The organism is Spirosoma endophyticum, assembly GCF_900112365.1.
Lineage (GTDB): Bacteria > Bacteroidota > Bacteroidia > Cytophagales > Spirosomataceae > Spirosoma > Spirosoma endophyticum.
In genome coordinates, this window is record NZ_FOLQ01000002.1 from 71,493 (window position 1) to 93,208 (window position 21,716).

The following is a 21,716-nucleotide window of genomic DNA, read 5'->3' on the forward strand; positions in this document are numbered from 1 at the left end:
CTTAATCCAATCGTACCCATATGGTGCCAGACAGTGTCTCGCCTGGATTCAAGATAACCAATCCTTCACCGTTGTTGAATGCATCGACATTGGCTGTTAGCGGTTCGATCGCTACACTATCACGCCGGGTGGGCGTGTAACACACCAGATAGTTGAGTTTACCTTCGCCAGTCTCCTGCCCTACAATCAACCGGACGCCCGTTTGTAAGGATGTCAGTACCGTTTCGGCAAACGACTCAGTATCCGTTGGGAGGCTCGTTGGCTCAATGGCAAACGCCGTATCCAGTTCTTGATCTTTCAGGCCAATTGTTCCGGCTTCCTCACGCGGTAGTCGACCTTTCGGAATCATGTGATCATCAAGCTCAATGGGCGTTCGGATAGGTAGTGATAGCGTTTGATTGGCAATGGGCTCGTCTGAAAATGTAAAATAAGGATGCCAGCCAAAAGCGGCCGGACAACGTGTTGCGCCCGTGTTGAGTGCCGAATAACTCATCCGAAGCGCGCACATCTTGTCTTCGGCAGCACTGCTACCAAGGGTCAATGCATTGGCCTGAACCAATTCATACGTAACAGTTAACGCAAACGGAAACGGATAACCAAACGTATCACCTTCGTAGTCGTAACGTAGGGTTAGCTGCGCGTGGGTTGGTGATATATCCTGGCTTACTACAGAAAATACGCGCCCATGTACAAAGCCATGTAAGGCATTGTCGCGTCTCATCTCGTTCAGTTTCACGGCATAGCTTTCTCCCTCGAAATGGTAAACACCATGCCGAATCCGGCTTGGAAACGGGTAGAGTAAAGCGCTGGCATAACTCTCCGCGGCCAACAATGCCTGTGGTGATTCTGGAGCCTGTATCAACTCGAACCGCTTTGTGCCTTTCCGAAGGACTAGCCGCCTTAGAATGGCGCCAAATTCAGGAATGATCGTGATAAACTCGCCTGATTCAGGGTGGGCAAGTATGAATTCAGTGAGAGGCTCCGTACCGGTTGGCAACGGGCCAAAGGGCTGGGTAGTGATCTGGAAGGGCATAATGGATACGCAAAGGTCAGTGGAATAATAAGCCGTTTAAAGTGAGGATTGTTTGCTGATATGGGTCAAAATGAGAATTATAACAGCGTTGCTCTCATTTTGCTTATATTTCAGGGTAATCGAATGGGCTCCATTCCTTCCCCACTCCATGCAAACTACGTTTACTGAACCTCTTAACTGGTCATTAGAGCGAAAAATTATATTCCGGTTTTTCTGCGCTTACTTCGTTTTGTATACATTCCCTTTTCCCCTCGATATTATTCCGGGTACGGATAATGTATCTGGATACTACACAAACGTATGGCATCTCATTGTGCCGTGGATAGGCCGGAATCTATTGAATTTGCCTTACGAAATCACAGTTTTCCCAAACGGAAGTGGCGATACGACCTATGATTACGTGTATGTACTTTGCCTGTTTGTTCTGTCAATAATCTTCACCCTTATTTGGACGATTTTAGATCGTAATCGTCTAAACTACAATGCAACGCTCTATTGGTTATTGGTACTGCTACGTTATTATCTGGCATTTACGATGTTTTCCTATGGTTTCGCGAAACTGTTCAAAACTCAATTCCCATTTCCGAATCTGGGGCGATTAATGCAGCCCTACGGTCAGTCATCGCCAATGGGGCTAGCCTGGACGTTTATGGGATATTCGACTGGTTATAACTGGTTTACAGGCCTGGGCGAAGTTGTTGGTGGAGCACTGCTTTTGTTTCGAACAACCGCCATGCTGGGATGCCTTGTCCTGATTGGCGTGATCGGCAATATCGTGGCTATGAATTTCTTTTACGACATTCCGGTCAAGCTATTTTCGTCGCATCTGCTAATCATAACATTGTTTGTGCTGGCACCTGATGCAAGTCGACTTTTTGATTTGTTTGTCCTTAATCGACCAACCCCAGCCCGAAATCTGGAACCCTTCTTTCCTCAGCAAAAGGCTCGTATTGGACGTATTGTGATTAAAGCCGTACTGATTCTGTTCGCGCTTTATTTCAATATCAATAATAGTCTGGAAACCGTTAAAAACTATGGCGATACGGCTCCCAAACCACCACTTTATGGGGTATATCAAGTGGAGCGGTTTATGCTGAACGGCGATTCGCTGGCGGCAGATACAACACGTTGGCGGCAAGTTATTGTTGCAGGCTATAAGGGTGCCTCTAACCTAACAATTCGTCTCGCCAATGACTCGCTACGTCGGTATCAGTTTGAGCCAGATTCGGCTACGTCAAAAGCGGTATTATATGTTCGTTTCGATATGGCTCATAAACACCATCTTACCTATCTGCGACCCGATACAAACTCACTGGTGTTGCATGGTCGAATAAAGCAAGACTCCGTATATGCACGACTTCGCAAACAGCCAACGGATAAGTTTTTGCTGGTCAATCGGGGGTTTCACTGGATTAATGAGTATCCATTCAACCGATAAAAACGAATAGAAAGCTTACATTTCGCCTTCGACACCTAATCCGAAAAGGGCAAAATCATACCGCACTGGATCTGTTGGGTCGAATTGACGTAGTGTTTCAGTAAGTTCGAGCGCTGCTTTCCAGTCGGTTTGCGGTCGGGTGAGCAAGCCCAACTGGCGTGCTACCCGGTTTACATGGACGTCAATCGGTATCACTAGCTGGTCAGGCCGTAGCTGTTTCCAGAGCCCAAAATCAACGCCCCGCTCATCGTTACGTACCATCCAGCGCAGAAACATGAGCAGTCGCTTACACGACGAGTTGCGGGCGGGTGTGGCTATGTGCTTGCGTGTTCGTTCCGGGAAAAAATCAGTGAGGCCACAAAATCGGTCATGGAACGTCATGAGGGCTGATTCGATTGTTCGTTGCGTGGCCGGAATGCTGCCGTCTTCAATTTGTGGCATTCTGGCCGCGCAACTCAGAAAAGCATTCTCCAGCGAATCATTTTCCCGGTAATACTGCCGAAAGAAATGGAGGAAATAAAGCGCATCGGTCGCGTTGAAGGTGCGGTGTTTGAAAGCCAGAAACCGGCTCAGGTCACTTTCCTGATGATTGCGAACAAAATCGTAAGGCGTGCCATCCATGAGTTCGACCAGCTCGGTTGTTTTCTTCAGAATAACGGAGCGTTTTCCCCAGGCAAGTATGGCCGCCCAGAAGCCCATGAGTTCAATGTCCTGTTTGCGACTAAAGCGGTGCGGAATACTGATGGGATCGTGCTCAATAAATGAAGGCCGATTGTATTGATCGGCCTTCAGGTTCAAAAAATCAATAAGTTCGGGTTGTGTCATCGTAACTACGTAGTGGCTGGCGAAGGCTTAGTGCGAACGGCCTCCGCTAACGATCCATGCCATGGCGCGGGAAATACCTGAAAAAACAGCCAGCAGCGTCGACATAACGAACGTAAAGACCGCAATGAACGGATACGCCAGTGTGAACATAATGCTGAACGTCAAATAACCTGGGGTGGCTTTCATCTGCTCATCGCGTTCGCGGTGACGCCGGGCAATGCGCTCTTCTTTGGTTTCCATAAATCCTTATCGAACAATATAACTGACCTCAGCTCGAAAACGCCGATCTTCGGGTGAAAGTTTCGAAAAAGCTTGCGTTGACAATTTAATCAGAATCTTGTCATTGATACCTGTGTTCGGTAAGCGACCAATTACTTTCACCCAGAGGCTCTGGTTGTTGAAAGCATTACGAACCTGTACCAGCGTACCAATGGGAGCAGTGCGGTGCAGGGCGAGGTACTTTCCCGACCCATCGGCACCCTCAATCATTTCAGCGATCCCACTGTCCGAAATTCGTCGTCCGTGGGTAGGCATGGGCGCATCGTTCCCTGGCCGGGGCGACTCAATCTCCACTTCAGCGGGTTTGGCCGATGTAGACATAGAGCTTGGCTTACTGGCTGCATCCACTTCATTATGAGCAACGTCACTACGTCGTTCCGGTTTTTGTTCGGAGGCTGGCGGTGTGACTTTGGGTTCGGTAGCATGGGGTTCAGTAGCTGGCGTTGTCGAGCGAGGCTCGCTAGGTTTCGGTTCAACAGGACGCGGTTCTGTCGGATGAACTGCTACGGTTTTCGGCGCGGGTTCGGGTGTTTTGTCCGGTGTTTTAGCCGCGATCTTTGCCATTGATTTTGACGGGACACGCGCCTGGTGGGCTTTTTCCGAAACAATCAATGCCTGACCAATGAGTACGTTATTGCCCGGTAAATTATTCCATTTGCGCAGGTCTTCCTGCGAAACGCCATACCGGCTGGCCAAGCTGTAGAGTGTTTGACCGTTTTCAACAACGTGAATACCCGCTCGTGCCGGATCTTCTGCTTTCTTTAGCTCTTTTCCGGCACTTTTTTTAGGCTTGGCATCTGGCTGAGTTTCTGCCGATGCTGGCTTCGAAACCGCTTTCTGGGTTGTATCCAGCTTCCCTGCTTTTTCCTGTTTCGAGACGACTTTGTCAATGGCTTTGGTTTCTTTGGGCTTTGGAGCACCATCGGCCATAGGAATTCGAACAACCTGGCTGTATTTAACGGACTCTTTGATATCGGGGTTAGCGGCTTTAATATCCGCCACCGAGCGATGATACTTGCGGGCAATCGCGTAGAGCGTCTGGCCTTCGTCGACGCGGTGTAGCACGAAACGCTTTCCGTTTTTTTTCTCGACACCAATGGAGTCGATGACTGTTTCCCGAACAGGAAAAGTCGGATGGGCTTTAACCGAATATATAAACGTAATGCCGCTCATTACCAGCAAAGCACAACGAATAGCGAATTTTTTCATAGGTATCGTCAGCCAGAGCGCAGTTGATACGTGGTAGGCGTTGTGAGCCACGAATTGTCAACTGATTAAACGGCGTCTGTTGTAAAAGTAGCGTAAAATACGCCTGATTTTGCCAGAAATGTATTTTGTTGCCGCCGAGTTCGTTGATTAAGTAACTAACACACGACTTTCTTATAAATCTGTTAAATCTTCTTAAAAAGGCAGTTCCAATGATCTTTCGGAACAGAAGTCTGCGTTTGAAGTTAAACAATGAATGGTTTCGCTTTCTACTACAACTGGCAGATCTGCGAAATCTGTATGATAAAATCCCCCCGAACGCATGCAAAATTATTCGATACTCTGGGCCGATGATGAGATTGACCTTCTGAAACCACACATTCTGTTCCTGAAAAATAAAGGATATGATGTCACACCTGTCAATAGTGGTGCCGATGCTCTCGATCAGGTTGAACAGACCAACTACGACGTAGTGTTTCTGGACGAAATGATGCCTGGTATGACAGGATTGGAAACGCTCGCGCAGATCAAGCAAATGCGGCCCAATTTGCCTGTCGTTATGATTACCAAGAGTGAAGAAGAGCATATCATGGAGGAGGCTATTGGCTCTAAAATCGCCGATTACCTCATTAAGCCGCTTAATCCGAATCAGATATTATTGTCGGTTAAAAAGATTCTTGATAACAAACGGCTCGTCACTGAACGTACTAACATTGGCTACCAGCAGGATTTTCGAAATATTTCGATGCAGTATAACGACCGCATGGATTTTGAGGAATGGGCTGATGTGTATAAAAAGTTAATTTACTGGGAGTTAGAGCTTGATAGCTCGCAGGATAAGAGTATGTCCGAGGTCATGAACATGCAGAAAAGCGAAGCCAATTCGGAGTTCTGCAAGTACGTGATGGACAACTATGAAGACTGGTTGAATGAGCCTAAAATGGAGAGTCCGGTCATGTCGCACCAACTGATGCGCAAGAAGGTATTTCCATTGCTGGACTCGAATGCTCCCCCCTTGTTCTTCATTCTGGTGGATAACCTGCGCTATGACCAGTGGAAAGTTATCGAGCCCCTGTTGTCCGAATACTTTACCGTTGAGGAAGAGTCATCGTACTATTCCATTTTGCCAACCACGACAGGATTTGCCCGGAACGCCATTTTTTCGGGGATGATGCCTAGTGAAATGGAGAAAAAGCACCCTGATTTGTGGGTTAATGATGACAGTGAAGATGAAGGGCTGAACAACCACGAAGACGAGTTTCTGCGTCGGCAAATTGACCAAAGCCGCCTGAATATTAAATCGTCGTACCACAAGATTCTGAACGTCAATCAGGGGAAATCGCTTGTCGATAACTTCAATAACCTCTTGCAGAACCAGTTGAACGTAGTGGTTTACAACTTCGTGGATATGTTGTCGCACGCTCGTACGGACATGGCCATGATTAAAGAACTGGCTCCCGACGAGTCGGCCTACCGCTCCATCACGCGGTCGTGGTTCCTGCATTCGCCCTTGCTGGAGTTTATACAGAAAATTGCGTCTAAAGGCGGACGGCTTATCATCACGACCGACCATGGTATGATTCGCGTTCAGAAACCCGCCAAAATTGTTGGCTATCGCGAGACGAACACAAATCTTCGATACAAGCAGGGCAAGAATCTTGGTTTTGATGATAACCATCTCTTTGTCGGGCGTAAGCCAGAGCGGCTTTTCTTACCGAAGCCACATGTATCAACGGCCTATGTATTCACACTGGAAGATTATTTCTTTGCTTACCCCAACAACTATAACTACTACGTTAATCACTACCGTAATACCTTCCAGCACGGGGGGGTATCGCTGGAGGAGATGATTATTCCTTTCGCCTATCTGAAGGCGAAATAGGAGGGTAGAGAAAGGACGAGCGGGAGGAAGGGGAGAAAAGGGATTCATTATGCCCCTTTTTCCCTTTCTTCCCGCTCGTCCTTTTTCTTACTTGTAGGAATCAATACGTAGCAAAAACGTCCTCCATCACATAGGCATGAGTACCAAGCCATTTGGCCGTTCCATTCAATTTGGTAAGCTCGATGGTCATATCGTTCCGGAAGTCGCTCAAACAATATTTACTGATCGCCTGCTCAATGGTGCTCAGAATAAAAGCCGCTGCCCGGATCAGCACACCATCAACAATAATTATCTCTGGATTGAACAAGCTGATCGCAATAGCGAGGCCTTTGCCCAACTGAAACCCCGTTTCATGCAAAATGTCGATTGCATAAGAATCGCCCTGATGGGCCGCACTGATAAGCTCGTCAATGTCGATCTGGTCGACCCGATCACGAAAAGCAGCCAGTTTCGATACTTGTCCCGCCAGAATGTCGCGCTGTACACGCCGAACCAGCGCCGAAGCCGACGTAACGGTATTAAGACAGCCAATTTTACCACAATAACACAACTCACCTTCTGGGTCAACCTGAATATGGCCTAACTCGCCGGCAAATCCGCTGGCACCCTGAAAAACCTCACCATTAACGATAATTCCCAAACCAACGCCCCAGTCAATATTTATAGCGAGTACTTGCTTTTTGCCCCGTGCTCCACCAAATCGACTTTCGCCCAAAACAGTCGCTTTGGTATCGTTAATTAAATAAACGGGTTTGCCAATTTTTTGGGAAAACCACTTCGTCAGGGATTCATCAGTCTGATTTAAATTCTTGTAGGTCATATTTTGACCACGACGTGAATCAATTAAACCGGGCATCGATATCCCAACAGCAATCAGATTATCTATGGTTAAGCCAGAATCGTTCAAGGCAGTGGTAAAGTGTTGAACTAATGACGTGAGAAAGGCCGGATTGTCGTTTAAGCGCAGGTCATAATCGCCCCTGAAGATTACTCTCCGTTGCGCATCCATAAACAATATTTTGGTGTCATGTGTGCTAACGTCCAGCACGGCTGCATAATGATGTTTCCTGTCAAGCCCAAATAAAACCGGTCGTCGACCATTACTGCCAGTTGCCGTGCCGATGGCTGTTACCCATTGATTATCAATCAGTTCCTCGACCAGATTGGTGACAGAGGGAACACTGCTATGCAGCATTTTTGTTAAATAGGCCAGTGTACATGTTCCCTCTGCATATAAATAAGCCAACGCTTTACGCTGTTTTTGATTCTTTTTATAATCGACAACTGACTGTTGAGTTGGCGATTCTTCTTCAAAGATTATATCTGGATTCATTAGTGTAGATGAATGCGTTACTGAAAACGAGAAAAAATACAAAGAACTGTTTAAAGTTGCATCTTAATGTATTAAAAGGGCGTGTCGACTCAAGAACTTACGCTTCCTTCCAATAGGATCAGACATTATAAACAGAGCTTCAGTCGTTCAAAAAATTTAGTTAGTAAAGAAATTTTTAATTTTATTTTAATATCTAAAGAAAATATGTAGCCTGACTTACTTGATCGTTGCGTACTTATTTATTTATTGGCCTGAGCGAAGTTATTTTAGGTTTAGCGAAAATTTTATCCCAATGAAATTGTTCGGTCCGGATTAATACAGGGGGTGGCTGAATGGTAATAAATGTAGTTTCTCACGGTTTTCTACGGGCAAAAGAATGATTAATAATCAAAAAGGAAGAACTGTAGCATCCGTTACAACGGCTAGAAATGTCACGATGGATAGTAAGCGAAACGGCCTGAATAAGAAAAAAGGCATTCAGAGAGACATAGCCCTGATTGCCTTTTTATAGAAAAACTTAATTTATACCAGTTTATCCGCGTAATTCGACTACTTGCCCATCTTGGCAACGTAGCACGCGGGCTGGGTATTTGTGCAGTAAATCGTAATTGTGCGTAGCCATAAGAATGGCCGTTCCAGCGTTATTGATCGCCTGGAACACTTTCATGATTTGATCGGCAACGGCCGGGTCGAGATTACCCGTTGGTTCGTCGGCGATGAGCACTTGTGGTTTATTCAACATGGCACGGGCGACAACAACACGCTGCTGTTCGCCACCCGAAAGCTGGTGAGGCATTTTTTGCTGCGCATTTCCCAGACCAACCTGAGTCAGCACATCAGCAATGCGAGCGTCCATATCCGTCTTGTTTTTCCAGCCGGTTGCCTTCAGCACAAACTTCAGATTCTCCTCTACAGACCGATCGAAAAATAACTGGAAATCCTGAAAGACAATCCCTATTTTTCGACGTAACTGAGGCACATCGCGCGGGTTGAGTGCGTCCAAAGCATAGCCTGCTACGTGTCCCTTTCCACTCTGGAGCCATAGATCGGCGTACAATGTCTTAAGCAACGATGACTTACCACTGCCTGTGCGGCCGATAAGGTAAACAAATTCACCGTTGTTAATGATAAACGATACGTCCCCTAAAACCAGTTTTTTGCCCTGGTAAATATCGGCGTGGTCAAGAGTCAGAACGGGTTCCTGAGAAAGCATAAAAAAAAGTTGTCAATAAAGTCATCAGTCGTCAGTCAATAGTCATACCTACGACGGATAGCGCTGGTAGTTACGACTTATTGACTGACGACTGACGACTTTTTTTATTATTTAACGGCTGCAAGAGCCTTTTCGTGGTCGGCAAGGAATTTAGCCAGACCGCTGTCGGTAAGCGGGTGATTCAGTAGTGATTTAATAACGCTCAGCGGAGCCGTCATCACGTCGGCACCAATTTCGGCGCACTTGATAACGTGCATTGGGTGACGTACTGATGCCGCCAGTACTTCGGTTGTATAACCGTAGTTCGTAAAAATCGTTACGATCTGCTCGATCAAATCCATACCGTCGGTCGAGATGTCGTCTAACCGACCCACGAACGGCGATACGAAAGACGCACCAGCTTTAGCCGCCATAAGTGCCTGACCAGCCGAAAAAATGAGTGTACAGTTCGTGCGGATGCCCTTTTCAGAAAAATATTTAATGGCTTTAACACCATCAGCCGTCATTGGAATCTTGACAACTATATTCTCGTCGAGTTCGGCCAGTTCATCGCCTTCCTTGATCATCTCTTCGTACTTGATCGAGATAACCTCTGCACTCACATCGCTTCCTACGATGTCGCATATTTGTTTATAATGGCGCATTACGTTGTCTTTACCCGTAATGCCTTCTTTTGCCATCAGCGAAGGGTTGGTGGTAACGCCGTCGAGAACTCCCATGTCCTGGGCCTCACGAATGTCAGCCAAATTGGCCGTATCAATGAAAAATTTCATGGTAAATAATGTTAATTAAATTGGTCAATCCGTAAAACAATCATTCAAAAGGTGTGTCAATCAGATAGTAAGTCGAAATAATGATTCTGCTACTGACTGGCGCATTGACTATTTTACGGGTTTATTCTGTGCGTCCCATTTTGGATTTTGCAGACGTGAAGGTACGCATCTTTCCCCGTTTGGGCTTTGTATTGTTTTGTAATCAGGTCAGTAAAGTCATCCAGCGCGTTTTCGCGTACCAGATTAATCGTGCAGCCACCAAAGCCGCCACCCATCATTCGGGCACCCAGCACACCCGTTTGCTGGTGAGCAATGTCAACCAGGATATCTAACTCAGGACAACTGACTTCATACCAATGGCTTAGACCTTCGTGGGAGCCGTACATCAATTGGCCAAACTGAGCCACATCGCCTGCTTCGAGGGCGGCTACGCCATCCAATAAACGCTGGTTTTCCTGCACTACGTAGGCGCACCGGCGGTAGATCAATGGGTCCGTATCGCGGAGATGCCGATCCAGCATCGGCATCGTTACGTCGCGCAGACTCTTGATGTCGGGATAAAATGTTTGAAGAAAGCGGACGCCTGCTTCGCATTCTGACCGGCGCGTATTATACTCCGACGTAACCAGGGAGTGTTTCACCCGCGAGTCGCACAGGACGATACTGATGCCTTCCATTTGTAAAGGAGCATAGGTATAGTCGAGGGAGCGGCAGTCGAGTTTAATGACGTGATCGGCTTTGCCCATCATGCTGGCAAACATATCCATGATGCCCACCTTGGCGCCAACAAACTCATTTTCGGCCCGTTGCGACAGTTTTAGCATCGTAATTCGGTCGAGCCCTAGACTGAATACTTCGTTAAGGGCAAAGCCAACGCCGTTTTCGAGTGCCGCCGACGACGACAGACCGGAACCCATGGGAATTGTACCCCCAAAAACGCAGTTGAAGCCACCGGGTTCATGGCCCGCCAGCCGAAACTGCGCCACAACACCCAATAAATAATCGGCCCAGGTATGCGTTGGTTCTAATCGGTTGAGAGTGCCCTGATACGTTTTGTTCAGGTCATAGGCCACGAAGTGAAGTTCATTGTCGGAGCGAGGGCCAACAGCCAGGTAAATTGCCTTGTCGATGGCGGCAGGGAGCACAAAACCTTCGTTGTAGTCGGTATGTTCGCCAATGAGATTGACGCGTCCGGGAGAGCAAATCAGCAACGGATCAGCCTGAAATGCATCCTGAAACGTTGTGGTAAGTTGGCTAAGCAGATCCATGTTGGGTTTAGGGAATTTAGCGGTACAGCTAAACGGATAACCCGCTAAACAAGATAACCGCCCCTGCGGAAGTGATCAGCCTGGACGGAAATAAAAAATGGCAAACCAATGTCTCACCGCTACGACCACCTACCCTTGCTTCGGTCAAGACCTGGGGGATTCAGCAGGAGCTGGTAGCACCGATTTGCCGATGCAAAGTTAAACAATAGTTAATCAAACGACCAAATTTCACCCGTACCTTTGCGGCCAAATTAAGTAATTATGAAGCGTTCGTTGGTTGTTTTGTTTAGTATTGTACTCAGTATCAGTGGATGTAGTTCGTCGGATAAATATGTTGAACAGGGGAGGGTTTATTTGAAAGAAGGGAAATTTCGGGAGGCTGTACAGTCACTTAATCAAGCCGTAGAGGCAGATGATCATAATTTCGAGGCTTTCAACTCACGGGGCGTTGCTTATTTTGAACTGAAAGAATATGCCAATGCGGCCCTCGATTACGACCAGGCCATCAAGCTAAAGCCCGATTTTTATCGGCCTTATTACAACCGGGGGTTGCTCAAAGTTGCCCAAAACGATTTGACGGGTGCCCTGAAGGACTATTCGGATGCTATTCGGCTGGCTCCCGACACAAGCCGTTCTATCAGTTCCGAATTATTTCTAAATCGGGGCCAGTTGTTTGCGACGCAGGGGCAGCTTCAACCGGCTCTAACCGACTTTTCGCAGGCTATTACGTTAGATTCCAAAAATGCGCTGGCTTTATATAACCGGGGCAATCTTCGGTTTCAACAGAAGGAGCTTGCCGGTGCCATTGCTGATTTTCAACAGGCTGTGCAGGCTGATCCGAAATTCGGTAAAGCCTTCTATGCCCTGGGGATCGCGCAATTATTGAACAATCAACGCGAGAGTGGTTGTTTAAGCTTAAAGCAAGCGCAGACGCTGGGCTACGAAGATGCTGCTAATGCTGTGGCTGAATACTGTAAATAAAGTCATTAGTCGATAGTCAGTAGTTGTCAGCTACTAATGACTATTGACTATCAACTACCGACTCACTTATGCGCAAAGCTATCTCTATTTTTTTCGGACTGCTGTTTGTTTTGTTTGCCATCTTTCAATACAACGATCCTGATCCGGAGGTCTGGATTCCGATTTATGGATTAGCTGCCATGGCCTGCTTTATGGTTTTTGCTGGCGTGGGGCAATGGTGGATATACGTAGCCATGGCCGTCGCCTACAGCGTTGCGGCTTTCTATCAGTGGCCTCCCAAATTTGAAGGGTTTTTGTTTAGCGAGGTAGGTATGCGGAGCATGAACATCGAAATGGCGCGTGAAGCGGGTGGCCTGGCCATCTGCTCGACTGTCATGATGCTGCTGGCCTTCCTGATGCGTCAACCGATACGCCGATGAAACTTATTGAATGTCCCCGTGATGCGATGCAGGGTCTGGACCATTTTGTGCCGACAGACCTCAAAATTCGCTATGTGAACACCTTATTGCAGGTTGGTTTCGATACGCTTGATTTCGGCAGTTTTGTCTCGCCCAAAGCAATCCCGCAAATGCGCGACACCGCCGACGTACTGGCAGGACTTTACCTGGCGAAAACAAAAACCAAACTCCTGGCTATTGTTGCCAACGTTCGCGGGGCCGAACAGGCGGTTGCTTATCCGCAGATTCAGTACGTTGGTTTTCCGCTATCCGTTTCGGAAACGTTTCAGCAACGTAATACAAACAAATCGATCGCTCAGGCATTCGCCGAAGTAGGGGAGATGCAAGAACGCTGCGTTGGGGCTGGGAAAGAATTGGTCGTTTACCTGTCGATGGGATTTGGTAATCCCTACGGTGACCCCTACAGTCTCGACCTGGTTGCCGGGTTCACAGAGAAATTAATCCAGGTAGGAATTGGGATTATTGCCCCCTCCGATACGGTCGGTACGTCAACGCCGGAAGCCGTTGAAACACTATTCCGGCACTTAATTGGGCAGTTTCCGCAAGTGGAGTTTGGGGCTCACCTCCATGCGCGTCCGGGCGAGACACCCGCTAAAGTGCAGGCGGCTTTGCGTGCAGGTGTCCGACGAATTGATGGAGCGCTACGGGGTTTTGGTGGCTGCCCAATGGCCACCGACGAACTTACGGGGAATCTGCCAACTGAGGAAATCATTCAGGAACTTGCTGCCGAAGGAATCGCTCTGAGTATCGACAAGGAAGCATTTCAAAAAGCCATGACCCTGTCAGCAGGGGTGTTTTAGAGCGTAGGGCCTGGAGCGAGGAGCATAGACTTTCTCTTACCCCATGCTCTTCGCTCCAGGCCCCACGCTATTTCACATAAACATCGCTTGAATTTCTCCTTTTACGGCCTGGAGAGCGTCGGCCGTTGGTTGCCTGTCTTTCTGAATGATACGTTCGAAAATTCGCTTTGAGAGTTCGAGCGCGGGTGCGTCAGGGCGCGTATCGCCCGAGGCCTGATTGATGAGCGTCATTACGTCGTTCATCGCGGCCTGAATCTGGTCCCAAACGCCCTGACTCATGTACACCTGCTGCGACAAATTGTGGTTGTACTCCTCCCGGATTTCCTGCAAAAGTCGCTGCTGAAATTCCAGTACGGTGGTCGAACTGCCGCCCAGCCGTAGTAAGAGATTATTGGGACTGATACGTTCCAGAAATAACACCATCCGCTCATACGCCTGCAACCGGATAGGGACAACGGTTTCCGTATAGCGGGTTTTAACATCGTAGCGGTGACGGTCGGCTTCGCGCTCCAGCAACAATTTGACGGTCAGATACATGCCATATAATACTAATCCTGCCGGTACGATCAGTTTCAGGAAGTCACTCAATAGGTCCATAGAGGGGAACGTTGTTCAATAAAAATGGGTAAATTTGACTAAAGGTTTTCGATCTAGTTGTATGCTCACTCTTGATAATCCCGTTTTTGTTCGGCCCGAAGCGCGCCAGCAGATTCTGGATACGTTGCAGGCTAATAAAATTCCCGGCGAATATGGATTACGTGTCGGTGTCCGGGGTGGGGGCTGTGGCTCATCCTGGCTATTAGGCTTCGATTTGCCTGGCCCCGCCGACGAAGTGTATAACGTTGATGAGGTGCGCGTCATTATCGACCGGAAGCATTTACTCTACGTACTAGGGGCCGAAATTGGATACGAACCCGGTGGATTTACGGTCGATAAAGTGACTGAGAGCCGGTAAAAATTTAGTTAACTCCGCTGACGTAGCGATGAGCCACGCACGATGAGCTGGGTTTCCATCACTTTGGTTTCTTTGGGAATCGTATTGTCGGTAGCCTCTATTTCCCTCAATAACAGCCGTACGGTTTCGGTGCCCATTTCCTGAATTGGCTGACTAATGCTGCTGAGCGTTGGCGAAAAATAAGCCGAAATAGGTTCATTATTAAAACTCACGATCGCCACATCATCGGGAATGCGAATGCCCTTTTGTTGCATGGCATATATGGCCGAATAAGCCATTCGATCGCTAATGATGACGACACCGTCGGGCGGTTGTTGCAGACTCATCATCGCTAACGTCTGCATGATCGTATTCTCCTGCGTATAATCGCAATTGAATACGTATTGATCGCCGACCGATAATCCATGTTTTGCCAGGGCCGCCCGATAGCCGTTTATGCGCTGATTGCTCAGGACCAACTGAGCCGGACCGGCCAGAAAGCCGATACGTTGGCAGCCATTTTCAATGAGATGTTCCGTGGCTTTGAAGGCGGCTGCGTGATTATCCACAATGACTTTCGACACGTTGATACTTTCGGCATAGCGATCAAAGAGCACCAGCGGAATGTTCTTGCGGGTCAGTCGTTCGACGTGTTCGTAATTATCCGTATCCCGCGACAGCGAAATAATGAACCCCTCCACCTGACTACGTAGCAGGTTCTGAATGTTGGTAATTTCACGTAAATAGGACTCATTCGTCTGACAGACCAGCACACTATAACCAGACTGCAAAGCGGCCTCCTCAATGCTATTGAGCATGGCCGAGAAATAATAGTAACTCAGGTTGGGCACAATAACACCGATAGTTCGGGTACGGCTCTTGGCCAGATTTTTGGCTAACTGGTTCGGCTGATAGTCCAGTTCTTCGGCCAGTTGTGTGACAGCTTTCCGTGTATCGGGGTGAATTTCGGGCATACCACGTAGCGCTCTCGATACCGTTGAGATTGAAATGTTCAGAGCCCGGGCAATATCTTTAATGGTAACCGGCGTGTTTTTCATAAAGAATTTATCCAGCTAAACTAGGGGCCCGCAAGTATAACTTTTACAAGATGAAGTCTTTCGAATCAGTGAGAAGTAGCCAAAAGCGCATAAGCGGAAGTAGCAATTATACGAAGAAAAATTTAATCTTTTAAAGGTAGTCCGGGCTCATGCAACCGTTACCGCAAACGTTTGCGGTAACGGTTGCATGAAAAAAGATAATCGCTACACTCGAACAGGCTTGACAAGTTGTACTAAGCGAGTATATTAGTAGATGATACCCAGAAAATAGGCTGGAAGCGAGTTTTGTTAGCCCCAACCCAATTTTGCTTTCAAATTACTGGGAATTGTATTTTATATAGAAATTTAAAAATATAAGTGGTACTAAATGGAGCGGCATCCACGCATTGCAAACTGTAGTGTGGCACTTATAAATAGATACGTTCAAACCCTCTACTCTGAAAACAGACATGGCTACGTCAACACTGGTTCCTTCGGATGAACTACTACTCGCGGAACTCTGGACTCGATTCAAAGCCGGTGATGAGCAAGCTTTTGACCAACTGACTCGGGCACGGTATCGGGTACTATTTAATTATGCCACCCGCTTCACCAAAAACCGGGAGTTAATTAAGGACTGTATTCAGGACCTGTTTCTGGAACTCTGGAACCGGCGCAAAGCCATTGTTGACACGCCCTACGTAACAATTTATCTCATTAAGGCATTGCGTAACAATTTGTTACGTAAACTACGAAAGGAGCAGGGCTGGCGAGCGACTACCGATGAAGGAATTGAACCAGAAACCAGCATTACTGATGGGCAAACAGCCGAAACCGAATGGATTGCGCTTGAAGCCCTGACCGAAACCGAGCAAAGTCTCCGGCAGGCTGTGGGACAGTTGCCCCAGCGCCAACAGGAGGTTGTGTTCCTGAAATTTTACGAAGGTCTTTCAAATGAGGATATAGCCCAAGTGATGGAAATAGAAAAGCAGACTGTTGCTAACTTCCTCTATCGCGCCATGACGCAATTGCGGAACTATCTCCCCGCCCGTATTTTTTCTTAAATTTTTCAAACACAGAGCGGTCCGCCGGTGCGGGACAGAGAAGGTACGAAGAACATAGAGATAAAAAATCTTTGTGCCCTCCGTGCCTTCTCTGTCCCGCACCGGCGGACCGCTCTGTGTTTGAAATCCTGCAACTAATTCTCAAAAAATTTCTGTCAGAAAGAGTATTGCCCCGGTAAGTCGGTCTATTTCTCTGTAAAAGGGGAAACCGAGACAACCTGAGCATGCCTGATTATACCTGCTATACGTTCGACGAATTCGTGCTGGACAGCCACTTCAGGCGGTGGGCGCTGGCCGATGCTCCGGCCGATCAGATGTTCTGGAATGACTGGTTGCGGGCAAATCCCGACAAACTGGATCTGGTACTGGCGGCCCGGCAGTTTGTCGTTCAGATGCAACAGGCGCAGGACGAGCTGTCTGACGATGAGCTGGATAATGAATTAGATCGATTGAAAATAGCTCGTCAACAGGTGTCGGATGAGGATAAATCTGGTGGTCGACAGGAATTTATGAACTGGTTGTTCATGGCTGCGGCTGTAGTCGTTGTGGGCATCGGTACGTTGGTCTATGTCAATCAGCGGCCAGGTGATACACCATTGGCTGCTTATCAAAAACAAGCCGAACAGGATGCCGGACCGCTACGTGAGGTTACGAACGAAACGTCGTCGAGCCAGCTCGTTACGTTGCCAGACGGAAGCCAGGTGACGCTCCATAAAGGCAGCCGGATCAGTTTCCCTCGTGCATTTACGGCAAAGCAGCGGGAGGTATTTCTGGTTGGCGAAGCGTTCTTTAGCGTGGTACGTCGCCCAAAACAACCCTTTTTAGTCTATACAAATCAGTTGACTACCAGAGTATTAGGGACAAGCTTTACGGTACGTGCCTACGCTGATGACAAGGAAGCAAAAGTAATTGTTCGCACGGGTAAGGTGTCGGTGTTCACCACGCCAGCCGATAAGAAACCAGGCGAGTTCGATGATAAAAATCCGGCGTTTATTCTGACGCCCAACCAGCAGGTAACACTGGACCGGGAGGAGAAACAACTGAAACGGTCGCTGGTCGCTGCGCCCGAGCCCGTAGCCGTTACGTCGGCCCAGCCGCAAGCCACTGTGTTTGACCATACGCCCGTCGTGTCGGTATTCAAAAAACTGGAAACTACCTATGGCATTGTCATTAATTACGACGCCGACCTGCTGGCCAACTGCGAGCTAACCGCCGAGTTTGGCACGGAGTCGATGTACGAAAAATTAGACCTGATCTGCCGGGCAACGGACTCCCGTTATGAGGTTATCGACGCCCAAATTGTCATTTATAGCAAAGGCTGCCGACCGGCCAACTGAGCAACGTACCGTATGAACCAACCTAACACCCGTATGAGAAAACAGTACCAATCACTCGTCTGAATGCAGGCCTAGCCCTATCGCTGTCGCTAGGGCAGCCGATGCCTGCGCGGAACCACTACGTTATCCATCCTCTCCGATTTCAACAGTTTTTTCAATCCAGGTGAATACTGGGTAAGGGGATTCTTTGCGCCAAATTTTTACTACGTATTTTCTATTAATTTTATGCTAACCACTACAAAACCACGGGTGATTTTCGGAAAAATCATGCGAACGGCGTTTTATCAGGTCTTCATCCTGGCCTGGTGTTCCAGCCTGGTGCTGGCCTTTGACGGAAAGGGGCAGGAGTTGCTAAACCGCCCTGTTTCGGTCACGATTGAAAATGAGCAGGTTGAACAGGCTATTAAAAAGATTGGCAAGCTGGCCTCCGTGAAGTTCATTTATAGTCCGCAGGTGATTCGTTCGAATCGGAAAGTGAACCTGTCCGTTCAGAGCCAACCGCTGTCGGAGGTGCTGAATACGTTGCTGACGCCACTTCAGGTAACCTACGAAGTTGTTGGTTCTCAAATTATTCTGCGTAGCGCCAGTACCAGCCAACGTTCGGCTACGTTGCCGGTGAAGGAAGCACCGGTTGCGCCGACCGATCAAACCGTGAGTGGGACGGTTTCCGACGAAAAAGATGCACCACTGCCGGGCGTAACCATCGCTGTGAAAGGTACCACGCGTGGCACCACGACCGATGCCAATGGGAAATACTCGCTCACTGTACCCGACCGAGCCGTTCTGGTTTACTCCTTTGTTGGGTACGAACGACAGGAAGTAGTTTTAGGTAATCAAACAGCCCTGAACATTCAGTTGAAAGCGGAATCTCGGGGTTTGGATGAAGTCGTTGTGGTCGGGTATGGTACGCAGAAACGCGCTACGTTGACGGGCTCTGTGGCGACCATCGATTCTAAAGTTTTTCAGGATAGAGGGGTTGTCGATAACCCATTATCGGCGTTGCAAGGGCAGATTCCGGGCGTAGTCGTCACGCGTACATCGTCGGCTCCCGGTCGGGCCAACTGGAACTTTCAGGTTCGGGGGGCCTCATCGAGCAACGGAGCCGAACCGCTGATCATCGTGGATGGCGTTCCGCTGGTGAATCAAAGCGCCCTGAATTCCATCAATCCGAACGACATTGACAATATTTCGGTCCTGAAAGATGCCTCGGCGGCAATTTACGGTGCCCGGGCAGCTGGTGGGGTTGTGCTGGTTACGACCAAGCGGGCGAAATCGGGCAAAGTGCAGATTCAGTACGATGGGTCCGTCTCCCAGAAAGTACTGGGTCTTCAACCGCATCTGATCGATGTGCAGCAATTTGGTCAGGGCCTGATCGACGGGACCACGAACGATTTTTACGGCGTTCCGCCCACCTCGTTTCTCTGGTATCGGCTGGGGCAACTACAAGTTAATCCTCCGGCATCGGGCTTTATCGACTTCACTACGTATAACGGGCAGCCTGTTAGTCCGGCATCTCACCCGCTGAATCCAGGCTTTGGCGACGTGAAAGACATGACCTTTTTCAATACGAACTGGGTGGATGTGTTGTGGGGTAAAGCTACATCGACACAACACAATCTGAGTGTATCGGGCCGGGGTGAAAAATCGGGTTATCGGGTATCGCTGGGTTATTTGCGTGATGGCAGTATTCTGCAATGGGGTCAAAACTCAAACAGTCGCTACAATATCCGGCTGACGCACGATTACCAGTTTACGAGCAAACTGAAACTGGAATCGAATATTTCGCTGGAGAAAAACGACATCGTTCAACCGACTATGCTGAGTAGCGTACTGGGTCAGTATCAGCAACCTGGCTTCCCGATTGAGACCTTAAACGGCAAACCCTATGCCTGGGGAACGCAATACAGCCCGAACTGGCAGGCCGAATTGGGCGGTGAAAATAGGGAGTATAACAGCCGGGTTTTCACTAATTTCAAGCTGACTTATGAACTGGGGAAAAACCTGCGGCTGGTGGGTACGGCGGGTTACAACTGGACCTCAACCGACATCAAAGAACAGCAGAAGTCGATTCCTTGGTATAATTACCTCGGAACGATTCAGGCGGCCAGTAATCCCACACAGGCCCTTACGTATTATTCGCGCAGGCTGAATAAAGATTCGTATGCCAACCTGAACGCCTACCTGGAGTATTTTAAAACGTTCAACAGTATGCACGACGTTGGCGTTACAATCGGTACGAACTACGAGCGCGATGAGGCCAACTGGTATCTGGCCCGGACAAACTACATCGCCAATGACAACGTACCGTCGTTGAACCTCGGTATCGGCGATAACACCACCAAGAGCGTAAATGAAAATCAGAATCACTACGCCATCGGGTCTTATTTTGGCCGGTTCAACTACGCGTTCAAACAAAAATATCTGGTCGAAGTAAACGCTCGCTACGACGGTTCGTCGAAGTTTAGCGCGGCCAATCGCTGGAAACCCTTTTATGGTGTATCGGCTGGCTGGCGCGTTTCGCAGGAAGAGTTCATGAAAGGACTCACCTGGCTGGATGAACTGAAATTGCGCGCGTCCTATGGCACGGTTGGTAATCAGAACGGGATCGGCCTGTATGATTACATTCAGCTACTGAACGTAAGTGCTACGTCTGGTCCAAGCAGCAGCGGTTACCCGATTATCGGTACGGCTCCGGTCGTGTATGTGGGGCCAACCGCCAGTTTAGTGAGTCTGAACCGTACCTGGGAGAAGATCGAAACGACCAACGTTGGCGTCGATTATTCGGTGCTGCAACGGCGCCTGTCGGGTAGTTTCGATTACTTCGTGAAGCATAACCGCAACATGCTGTTGGGCCAAACCTATGCCGCCGTCATTGGGGCCACGGCTCCGGCCGGTAATATTGGCCACCTGAAAGCCTGGGGCTGGGAAACATCGATTCAGTGGAGAGACAAGATCGGTAGCGTAAATTATCGAATCGGTGGTTCGCTGACCGACAACCAGAACAAGTTGCTGAGCTACGGCGGTGCCAATTTGATTAACCCCGGCATCAATGCGAACGTAGAAGGCTATGCCCTGAACTCGTATTTCGGACTGGAATATGCCGGCCGTATTCAAACGGCTGAGCAACTGGCCGCTTACCGTCCGCTGGCTACCGGTAATAACATCAGCATGCCCGTAACGACGGCCAGCGTGCCGGGTGTTCGATTAGGCGACAACATGTTTAAAGACCTGAACGGCGATGGCAAACTAACGACGCCGGGCGATCTGAAATACCTGGGCCGGGATGATCCACGCTATTGTTTCGCGCTGAATCTGGGCGCCGATTGGAAAGGTTTCGATGTCTCGGCGGTGTTTCAGGGGGTTGGACAACGTACCATTTTTCGGGATGGGAACTGGCGTGTGCCCTTTGGCTCCATCTTCCAGGGGCAAACCGATTTCTGGGTAGGCAAAACCTGGACACCAACGAACACCGATGCGTATTACCCGAATTTGTCAACGGGCCAGAACGGCACAACCTACAATACCTACAGTTATCAGGCTTCGGACTGGTCGGTACAAAACGGCGCGTATGTTCGGTTGAAGAACCTGGTGATTGGCTACACGTTGCCAGTGTCCCTCACGCAACGGGTGAAAATCGACCGGTTTCGTATCTACTACTCGGGCAGCGACCTGTGGGAAATCAGCAAAATTAAAGATGGCTGGGACCCCGAAGCGCCAAGAACGGCGGGTCGTACGGCTGATCCTAACCGGAATACCGCCGTTGATCGCTATCCCTTCTATCGTCTACATACGGTCGGCGTAAACGTCACTTTTTAATCAGAACCTTAACTACCCCCACCCCCTAAAGGGGGCTTC

19 protein-coding genes are annotated in these 21,716 nt (G+C 48.7%); 9 read left to right on the forward strand and 10 right to left on the reverse strand.

The genetic code is table 11. The features are described 5' to 3' along the window. Nucleotide 1: 1 nt before the first annotated feature. Complete coding sequence (locus BM202_RS05395) at nucleotides 2-1,033, reverse strand: aldose 1-epimerase (protein ID WP_093823800.1); 1,032 nt, start codon at nucleotides 1,031-1,033, stop codon at nucleotides 2-4. A 148-nt stretch (nucleotides 1,034-1,181) separates the two neighbouring features. Here BM202_RS05395 and BM202_RS05400 point away from each other — a divergent pair, with 148 nt between their 5' ends. Next, the gene (locus BM202_RS05400; protein WP_093823802.1) at nucleotides 1,182-2,471 is read left to right on the forward strand and encodes a DoxX family protein; all 1,290 of its coding nucleotides are present in this window, start codon (nucleotides 1,182-1,184) and stop codon (nucleotides 2,469-2,471) included. A gap of 15 nt (nucleotides 2,472-2,486) precedes the next feature. Here the strand turns inward: BM202_RS05400 and BM202_RS05405 are convergent, their stop codons facing one another. Genes BM202_RS05405 through BM202_RS05415 form a run of 3 tightly spaced genes read right to left on the reverse strand, consistent with a single transcriptional unit; the run spans nucleotide 2,487 to nucleotide 4,784 of the window. Then, on the reverse strand, nucleotides 2,487-3,296 hold the full coding sequence (locus BM202_RS05405) for a TIGR02757 family protein (protein ID WP_093823803.1): 810 nt from the start codon (nucleotides 3,294-3,296) through the stop codon (nucleotides 2,487-2,489). A 27-nt stretch (nucleotides 3,297-3,323) separates the two neighbouring features. Beyond that, nucleotides 3,324-3,536, reverse strand: a complete 213-nt coding sequence (locus tag BM202_RS05410) for a hypothetical protein (protein ID WP_093823805.1) — start codon at nucleotides 3,534-3,536, stop codon at nucleotides 3,324-3,326. 6 nt (nucleotides 3,537-3,542) lie between these two features. Then, a complete protein-coding gene (locus BM202_RS05415) occupies nucleotides 3,543-4,784 on the reverse strand; it encodes a LysM peptidoglycan-binding domain-containing protein (RefSeq protein ID WP_093823808.1) in 1,242 nt (413 codons plus the stop codon). Nucleotides 4,785-5,103: 319 nt separating this feature from the next. Between BM202_RS05415 and porX the strand changes: the two genes are divergently transcribed. Further along, nucleotides 5,104-6,663, forward strand: coding sequence for a T9SS response regulator signal transducer PorX (gene porX, locus BM202_RS05420; protein WP_093823810.1), 1,560 nt, complete (start codon nucleotides 5,104-5,106; stop codon nucleotides 6,661-6,663). A 100-nt stretch (nucleotides 6,664-6,763) separates the two neighbouring features. Here the strand turns inward: porX and BM202_RS05425 are convergent, their stop codons facing one another. The 4 genes from BM202_RS05425 to galK all read right to left on the reverse strand — a co-directional run bounded on the left by BM202_RS05425 (nucleotide 6,764) and on the right by galK (nucleotide 11,250). Then, nucleotides 6,764-7,996 (reverse strand): ROK family transcriptional regulator, encoded by a 1,233-nt coding sequence (locus BM202_RS05425; protein ID WP_093823812.1) that lies wholly within the window; start codon nucleotides 7,994-7,996, stop codon nucleotides 6,764-6,766. 532 nt (nucleotides 7,997-8,528) lie between these two features. Further along, complete coding sequence (locus tag BM202_RS05430; protein WP_093823814.1) at nucleotides 8,529-9,209, reverse strand: cell division ATP-binding protein FtsE; 681 nt, start codon at nucleotides 9,207-9,209, stop codon at nucleotides 8,529-8,531. Between the two features lie 107 nt (nucleotides 9,210-9,316). After that, nucleotides 9,317-9,982 carry a fructose-6-phosphate aldolase gene (gene fsa / locus BM202_RS05435; protein WP_093823816.1) on the reverse strand — a complete coding sequence of 222 codons (666 nt, stop codon included), beginning with the start codon at nucleotides 9,980-9,982 and terminating at the stop codon, nucleotides 9,317-9,319. Nucleotides 9,983-10,095: 113 nt separating this feature from the next. Next, nucleotides 10,096-11,250 (reverse strand): galactokinase, encoded by a 1,155-nt coding sequence (gene galK / locus BM202_RS05440; RefSeq protein ID WP_093823818.1) that lies wholly within the window; start codon nucleotides 11,248-11,250, stop codon nucleotides 10,096-10,098. Nucleotides 11,251-11,511: 261 nt separating this feature from the next. Between galK and BM202_RS05445 the strand changes: the two genes are divergently transcribed. The 3 genes from BM202_RS05445 to BM202_RS05455 all read left to right on the forward strand — a co-directional run bounded on the left by BM202_RS05445 (nucleotide 11,512) and on the right by BM202_RS05455 (nucleotide 13,489). Next, a complete protein-coding gene (locus BM202_RS05445) occupies nucleotides 11,512-12,231 on the forward strand; it encodes a tetratricopeptide repeat protein (RefSeq protein WP_093823820.1) in 720 nt (239 codons plus the stop codon). A gap of 68 nt (nucleotides 12,232-12,299) precedes the next feature. Next, on the forward strand, nucleotides 12,300-12,650 hold the full coding sequence (locus BM202_RS05450) for a transmembrane 220 family protein (protein ID WP_093823822.1): 351 nt from the start codon (nucleotides 12,300-12,302) through the stop codon (nucleotides 12,648-12,650). Continuing rightward, a complete protein-coding gene (locus BM202_RS05455; RefSeq protein WP_093823824.1) occupies nucleotides 12,647-13,489 on the forward strand; it encodes a hydroxymethylglutaryl-CoA lyase in 843 nt (280 codons plus the stop codon). Before BM202_RS05450 ends, BM202_RS05455 begins: the two co-directional genes overlap by 4 nt. A 72-nt stretch (nucleotides 13,490-13,561) precedes the next feature. On the opposite strand, the gene BM202_RS05460 is transcribed toward BM202_RS05455, so the two are convergent. Then, entirely contained in the window at nucleotides 13,562-14,086 is a 525-nt protein-coding gene (locus BM202_RS05460; RefSeq protein ID WP_093823825.1) for a DUF7935 family protein, read from the reverse strand. A gap of 61 nt (nucleotides 14,087-14,147) precedes the next feature. On the opposite strand from BM202_RS05460, the gene BM202_RS05465 reads away from it, so the two are divergent. Continuing rightward, entirely contained in the window at nucleotides 14,148-14,444 is a 297-nt protein-coding gene (locus BM202_RS05465; protein ID WP_093823827.1) for an iron-sulfur cluster assembly accessory protein, read from the forward strand. 8 nt (nucleotides 14,445-14,452) lie between these two features. Here the strand turns inward: BM202_RS05465 and BM202_RS05470 are convergent, their stop codons facing one another. Continuing rightward, the gene (locus BM202_RS05470; RefSeq protein ID WP_093823829.1) at nucleotides 14,453-15,481 is read right to left on the reverse strand and encodes a LacI family DNA-binding transcriptional regulator; all 1,029 of its coding nucleotides are present in this window, start codon (nucleotides 15,479-15,481) and stop codon (nucleotides 14,453-14,455) included. Nucleotides 15,482-15,930: 449 nt separating this feature from the next. On the opposite strand from BM202_RS05470, the gene BM202_RS05475 reads away from it, so the two are divergent. The 3 genes from BM202_RS05475 to BM202_RS05485 all read left to right on the forward strand — a co-directional run bounded on the left by BM202_RS05475 (nucleotide 15,931) and on the right by BM202_RS05485 (nucleotide 21,677). Continuing rightward, complete coding sequence (locus BM202_RS05475) at nucleotides 15,931-16,524, forward strand: RNA polymerase sigma factor (protein WP_093823831.1); 594 nt, start codon at nucleotides 15,931-15,933, stop codon at nucleotides 16,522-16,524. A 224-nt stretch (nucleotides 16,525-16,748) separates the two neighbouring features. Further along, nucleotides 16,749-17,861, forward strand: a complete 1,113-nt coding sequence (locus BM202_RS05480) for a FecR family protein (protein WP_093823833.1) — start codon at nucleotides 16,749-16,751, stop codon at nucleotides 17,859-17,861. 225 nt (nucleotides 17,862-18,086) lie between these two features. Continuing rightward, complete coding sequence (locus tag BM202_RS05485) at nucleotides 18,087-21,677, forward strand: TonB-dependent receptor (RefSeq protein ID WP_093823835.1); 3,591 nt, start codon at nucleotides 18,087-18,089, stop codon at nucleotides 21,675-21,677. The last annotated feature ends 39 nt before the right edge of the window (nucleotides 21,678-21,716 follow it).